Genomic DNA, 6416 nt, shown 5'->3' on the forward strand with positions numbered 1-6416 from the left:
TTCTCCAATGTCTGTTGTCGCACTATCAGTAACTGCTACATTTTCTACAGCAGCATCCTTATATGGCGCATTTGCCTTAACCCAAACAGTATAAGTTCCTTTTTTCACATTGCTAAAAACAAAAGTACCATTGCTAATCTGCGATCTCAGAGTATCAGTTCCTGCAATTGCAACGACTTCTCTAGCACCTTCTGCAGGAGTTACCCTTCCTTGTATTCCACCATCTTTAATTGAGCCAAATGCAAACAATCCCATAGATAAAGCTGCAACGGCTAAAAAATTTAAACTCGCCCTTTTCATAATCATTGATTTTTAGTTTAACTTATATTTATTTGTGTAGCCTTTCCTCATATAACCTGTTTTATTGCACCTTGCACATAAAAGGAACACTTTGTTGACGACTTTGTTTTAAGAATAATTAAAAAAAGGCTTTAGCAAACTGATTTCTATTAGATTGTATAGAAATAAATACAACGATATCTGGTAAAGAATTCGGTTTTCTATACAAACATATTGAGTGGTTTATTTGTTATTTAATTATTATGAAAAAAATTATCATTGTTTTAATTTGCATTTTTAGTATCAGCGCAGGTTGTGGCACTGTACAATCCATTCTAAAATCTACGTTCCCTTATACTGCCACTTTAATTATACCAATGAATTCGAAAATTAACCAAACAATTAGCGCTACGAGTACCGCTAGTAGCTTTGACCAGATTTTCGGAAACCAGGACGGTACAACATATATTAAAGAAGTGAGGGTAGCTTCGGCACGTCTAGATGCCAGCAACCCAACGACTCAAAATCTTGGTGTATTTAAATCCGTTAAGCTATTTATTGTAAATGGAAGTGGCGCTGAAGTCATGGTAGCGTCAAGAAGCGATGTTTCTGGAAATATTGGCAACAATCTTGTACTAGATATAGACAATTCTCGTTTCATAGATGATTACATCAAAGGAAATAATTTGAGAATAAGAATGGAGTATGTGTTAAAGAACAATTTAACCAGTGATGTGAGTGTGAGAGCGGCGATTAATTTAAGTTCATCGCCAAATACAAAATAGATCTAAAGCTTCCTCATTATTTGAGGATATTCTTCATAAATAGTTTGTTTGGTTTATTATCCGGTAGGGGTTGTTCCCTATCGGATTTTTTGATTCAGGCTTACGAAGTTTTAAGAACTTCGTAAGTCTATCAATCTATTTCCTACTTTTGACGCATGTTATTCATCGAAACCTTTAGAGAAAATATTACACAATTTTTGTTTGGAACAGGAATATTAGAATGGTGTGGCGTTTTCACGGGTATTTTATGTGTTTGGCTCGCTGCAAAAAACAACATCTGGAATTGGCCAGTAGCTATTGTAAGCGTCCTTATTTACATTTTTATATTTTTTGAAACAAAGTTATACGCAGATATGGGGCTTCAGGTCTATTTTTTTGCGATGAATATCTATGGCTGGTATTTTTGGAGCAAACATCGCAGTAATCCCCAAGAATCTAGACCAGTAACGCTAATCACTAAAAAAGAAATAGTATTATCAATTATTGGAGTAATTGGATTTACCATTGGGTTGGGGCTTTTATTATTTAAAAAAACAGACGCCTCATTTCCGTTTATTGACAGTTTTTGCACTGCTTGTAGTTTGATTGCTCAAATTTTTCTCGCTAGAAAAGTATTGCAAAATTGGCTAATTTGGATATTTGTAGATGCAATTTATATAGGTCTGTATTTTTCAAAAGATTTATATGCAACAGGTCTAATGTATGCGCTGTATATTGGCATTGCAACAATGGGCTATTTAGATTGGAGAAAAGTTTATCGTGAACAAAATAGTTAAAAAAATAGCAATTGTTGGCCCAGAGAGTACTGGTAAATCGACCATTTCTCAAGCTCTGGCAAAACATTATCAAGTACCGTGGGTTCCGGAATACGCTCGATATTATTGTGCCGCATTAACTGAGGAATGCACACTCCAGGACGAAATCAATATGTTTCACGGTCAAGTAGCACTTGAAGAATCTATTTTGGCGAATGCTGAAACTGAATTTATAATTTGCGACACTACTTTCCTGACGGTTAAAATCTGGAGCGACGAATTTTTTGGGTCAACGCCAAGCATCGTATTAGATGCTTTAAGAACTCGAGCCTACGATTTCTATGTCCTTTTAGATATTGATCTTCCCTGGCAGGAAGATCCATTACGAGATTTTCCGCATATGCGCGAACATTTTATGACCATCTGGCATAAAGAACTTAAAGAGTTACAGGCCGATTACATTGTCGTTAGTGGAATAGAATCAAGGCTTCAAAACGCCATAACAGCTATTAACAAGTTTTTAAACCCCTAAAAATCAATCGCTTTCTCATCTAATTTTTAAAAATTTTCATTTGTCAATCCTTTTGCGTTAACTTTACCTCATCAATAAGGGGTGCCTTGTTTTGTAAAAAACGCAAATACGGGCTGAGAACATACCCATTTTAAGGTTGATGGCCTACCGTCTATCTTAAATGCACCTGATCCAGATAATGCTGGCGTAGGGAATGGTTTATGGAGTTTAACTAAAGTCGGGAGTACCCCTACTGTCGGCAGGTTTAACTAAAAACAAAAAATAAATTGAAAAATTTAAGATTACTGGCATTACTTGCCATGCTGTTGCCTTGTGTTGCAATGGCCCAAATTACTGTTAGCGGAAAAGTAACCGAAAACAATCTAAGATCATTAGCGGGAGCAACAATCAAGGTAAAAAACAAAGCGGTAACCATCCTAAGTGATAAAAATGGAGACTATACCTTAAGTTTAGCTCCGGGGAAATACACCTTTAGCGTGAGTTATTTAGGTTACAAAACCGAAGAAAAATCAGTTGATTTAGGTTCAAATACGACGATTAATTTCAGTTTATCTGCACAAACGTTTCTTGCAGATGAAGTTGTGATAAGCGCGACAAGAGCTTCAAAAAATACGGCTACAACTTATAAAAACCTCGACAAAGCTGCATTAGAGAAAAATAACCTTGGTCAAGACCTGCCATATTTACTCAATCAAACTCCTTCTATAGTTGTGAGTTCTGACGCTGGCGCTGGAGTTGGATATACCGGCATAAGAATTCGTGGAAGTGATGCAACAAGAATTAATGTGACTATAAACGGAATCCCATTAAATGATGCAGAAAGCCAAGGCAGTTATTTCGTTAACCTGCCAGATTTAGCTTCCTCAATAGATAACATACAGATTCAACGTGGTGTCGGCACTTCTACAAATGGCGCTGGCGCTTTTGGCGCAAGTTTAAATATACAAACCACAACAAGACGAGATTCGGCCTATGCAGAAATAAACAGCACCTACGGCTCTTACGAAACTTGGAAAAACACCATTAATGTTGGGTCTGGACTTATCAATAATAAGTTCAGCTTTGATGGCCGTTTATCGAGAATTAAATCTGATGGTTATGTTGATAGAGCTTCTTCAAACTTAAAATCGTTTTTTGTATCGGGTGCCTACTACGGGAAAAAAGACATCCTTCGCGTTAACGTATTTAGTGGTGCCGAAAAAACTTACCAAGCTTGGAATGGCATATCGGAAGCGCAGCTAATAACCAACAGAAGGCATAATGACTTTACGTATGATAATCAAACGGATAACTATCAGCAAGACCATCATCAATTATTTTATACCCGCAATTTAAGCAATCAGCTCGTAGCGAACGCAGCACTTCACTATACGTATGGACGAGGGTATTACGAAGAATATAAAGAAAATCGCACCTTAGCAGATTATAAAATTGCGCCGGTTGTGATTGGTGGTACTACAATAACTAAGTCGGATTTAATACGAAGATTGTGGCTCGATAATGATTTTTATGGCGTTACTTATTCCTTAAACTACACGCCAAAAAGTAACTTAAACTTTATTTTAGGAGGAGCATATAACGAATATGATGGAAAACACTTTGACGAAGTAATTTGGGCAAAGTATGCCAACTACGATGCAAGTGGCTCCATGAGACATCGATACGAAGACAATGATGCTTTTAAAACAGATTTCAATGTATTTGGAAGGGCAAATTATCAGATAGAAAAATTTAACATTTTTGCGGACCTTCAGTACCGTCATGTTTACTATTCCTATTTTGGAAAGGATTTGGCAGGCAATCCAGCACAACAAAATGCGACTTTAGATTTCTTTAATCCAAAAGCTGGATTAACTTATAATTTTAACGAAACAAGTAATATCTATGTGTCTGTAGCTATCGGAAACAAAGAACCAAATAGAAGGGATTTTACTGATTCCAATGTGAACAGCAGGCCAAAATCAGAAAACTTAACTGATATTGAAGCCGGCTATAGAACACAGTTTAGTAACCTTTCTTTAGGAGTTAATGGTTATGCAATGCTTTATAAAGATCAACTGATTAATACAGGTAAACTAAACGACGTAGGTGGGCAAACCAGACAGAATGTACCAGATAGTTACAGGTTAGGTATTGAATTTGATGGTCGTTGGCAAATTTTAAAAGATTTCTATTGGGCTGGAACAGCTACTTTAAGTCGCAATAAAATAAAAGAATTTACAGAGTATATTTATGATGAGGATCCTACAGCAGTAACACCAACTTTAGTTAACACTTATAAAAACACCAACATCTCTTTCTCTCCATCTATAATTGCCTCTAGTGAAATTGGTTATGGCATTGTCAAAAATGCCGAAATTGCTTTTATCAGTAAATATGTAGGCAAACAAAATTTAGATAACACATCTGCAAATAGCCGTACTTTATCTAGCTTTTTTATAAATGATATTCGCTTAAGCTACCATACTGCTTTTGCAGGTATTAAAAACATGGGCATAAGCTTACTAGTTAACAATGTATTTAGCACACGCTATGAAAGTAATGGAGGTTCTTATAGTTATCTTTATGGCGGAGCCTTAGATCGCGGGAATTATTACTATCCGCAAGCAACACGTAACTTTTTACTGAATTTAAACGTTAAGTTTTAATACGATCTTATGGTAGTGAAGCTATCATGCGCAATGAATATTGCTCATGATAGCTTCACTACCTTTAAAAAACAAATATATACTAATGAAAAAATACATTGAAAAGCTTCATTTCATCACACACGACATCCCACAGCATACGCATATTATTCAGGCGCAATTGGCATGTGAGGCAGGCGCAAAATGGATCCAATATCGTTGTTTAAGTAAAAGTGATGACGAGCTTTTAACAGATATCAATGTAATTGCCGAAATCTGCGATGATTGGGGTGCCACATTAATTGTAACAGACCATATTCATTTGAAGGGAAAAACAGATATTCAGGGGTTTCATATAGAAGATATGAATGCTGATTTTATCTCTTTACGCAAACACATTGGAGAAGAATACACCTTAGGTGGTTCCGCTAACAACATTTCTAACCTAATTAGACTTGCAAAAGACGGTGCAGATTATGCTGGATTTGGCCCATTTAAACTAACTACAACTAAACCTAATAATGCACCACTAATTGGTTTAGGAGGTTACCTCAACGCAATGCAAGACTTAAAATCCCTTGCTATTGACTTGCCAGTTTTAGCAGTTGGCGGCGTTACTTTACAAGATGTCGACCCCCTATTAGCTACTGGCATTTATGGAATTGCCGTTTCATCGGCTATTAATCAATCTGAAGATCTAAGCTTGGCTTATGAAGATTTTTATAATACTGTAATTTAGCAGGTTAGCATTTGCTATGTTGCACCAAATAAGTTAGTTTTGGTTAAACCAATCTAATATGACTGCTGCAACTGCTCCTAAAAACAATGAAACCCAATGGAGTTTTCTTAAAAAGTATAGCTTTAGAACTTTCCTTATTTTGTTTGTGCTTTATATCACATTCAATAACAATGGCGCTTTCCCCTATTTCGAGATTTTAGCTCATTGGCCTGTTGAGTTAATGCACCGTTTTATTCCTTGGTTTTCCGCAAATGTGGTAGGCTATGAATATGACTATACCATTTTTACAAATGGCAGCGGAGATACAAGTTATGATTATGTGTTGCTACTTTTCAGTACCCTGTTTTCGCTTTTCGGTGCTGCTATTTGGTCGGCGGTTGACTACAAACGAAAAAATTACAACAAACTATATTACTGGCTATTAGTATTGGTTCGTTGTTATGTGGCATTTACGTTGATCAGTTATGGAATGGTCAAAGTTATTAAACTTCAATTCCCCTATCCATATTTAACTCGGCTAACCCAAGCCTACGGCGATTCGTCACCAATGGGATTGGCTTGGACTTTTTTAGGCTATTCTAAGGGATATAATATTTTTATGGGCATCATTGAGGTTTCTGCCGTCTTGCTATTATTTCGTCGTACCATGATCATTGGCGCATTTCTCGCGCTAGCTGCATCAGTTCACGTAATGAGTAT

Annotated in this window: 6 protein-coding genes, 1 pseudogene and 1 riboswitch; of the genes and pseudogenes, 6 read left to right on the forward strand and 1 reads right to left on the reverse strand. The window is 36.4% G+C overall.

Going from position 1 to position 6416, the window contains the following annotated elements; genetic code table 11:
* Positions 1-300: carboxypeptidase regulatory-like domain-containing protein (locus WC622_RS16120; RefSeq protein ID WP_372820719.1), on the reverse strand; the 300-nt coding region annotated here is incomplete at its 3' end.
* Between the two features lie 242 nt (positions 301-542).
* Here WC622_RS16120 and WC622_RS16125 point away from each other — a divergent pair.
* From WC622_RS16125 to WC622_RS16150, 6 genes and pseudogenes are all read left to right on the forward strand, one after another.
* The gene (locus tag WC622_RS16125; protein WP_372820720.1) at positions 543-1064 is read left to right on the forward strand and encodes a hypothetical protein; all 522 of its coding nucleotides are present in this window, start codon (positions 543-545) and stop codon (positions 1062-1064) included.
* 155 nt (positions 1065-1219) lie between these two features.
* Complete coding sequence (gene pnuC / locus WC622_RS16130; protein ID WP_372820721.1) at positions 1220-1840, forward strand: nicotinamide riboside transporter PnuC; 621 nt, start codon at positions 1220-1222, stop codon at positions 1838-1840.
* Positions 1824-2351 (forward strand): AAA family ATPase, encoded by a 528-nt coding sequence (locus WC622_RS16135; protein ID WP_372820722.1) that lies wholly within the window; start codon positions 1824-1826, stop codon positions 2349-2351. Before pnuC ends, WC622_RS16135 begins: the two co-directional genes overlap by 17 nt.
* A 65-nt stretch (positions 2352-2416) precedes the next feature.
* Positions 2417-2561: riboswitch (TPP riboswitch) on the forward strand.
* A 56-nt stretch (positions 2562-2617) separates the two neighbouring features.
* Positions 2618-4999: a TonB-dependent receptor gene (locus WC622_RS16140; RefSeq protein WP_372820723.1), complete on the forward strand. Its 2382-nt coding sequence runs from the start codon at positions 2618-2620 to the stop codon at positions 4997-4999.
* An 85-nt stretch (positions 5000-5084) separates the two neighbouring features.
* Positions 5085-5717, forward strand: a complete 633-nt coding sequence (locus tag WC622_RS16145; protein WP_372820724.1) for a thiamine phosphate synthase — start codon at positions 5085-5087, stop codon at positions 5715-5717.
* Positions 5718-5775: 58 nt separating this feature from the next.
* Positions 5776-6416 (forward strand): annotated as a pseudogene (locus WC622_RS16150) (hypothetical protein); the annotation flags it as partial.

This window comes from Pedobacter sp., from assembly GCF_041662865.1.
Classification (GTDB): Bacteria; Bacteroidota; Bacteroidia; order Sphingobacteriales; family Sphingobacteriaceae; genus Pedobacter.

Coding starts and splice junctions, on each gene's coding strand:
- WC622_RS16125 (WP_372820720.1), top strand. CDS start 543: ATGAAAAAAATTATCATTGTTTTAATTTGCATTTTTAGTATCAGCGCA.
- pnuC (WP_372820721.1), top strand. CDS start 1,220: ATGTTATTCATCGAAACCTTTAGAGAAAATATTACACAATTTTTGTTT.
- WC622_RS16145 (WP_372820724.1), top strand. CDS start 5,085: ATGAAAAAATACATTGAAAAGCTTCATTTCATCACACACGACATCCCA.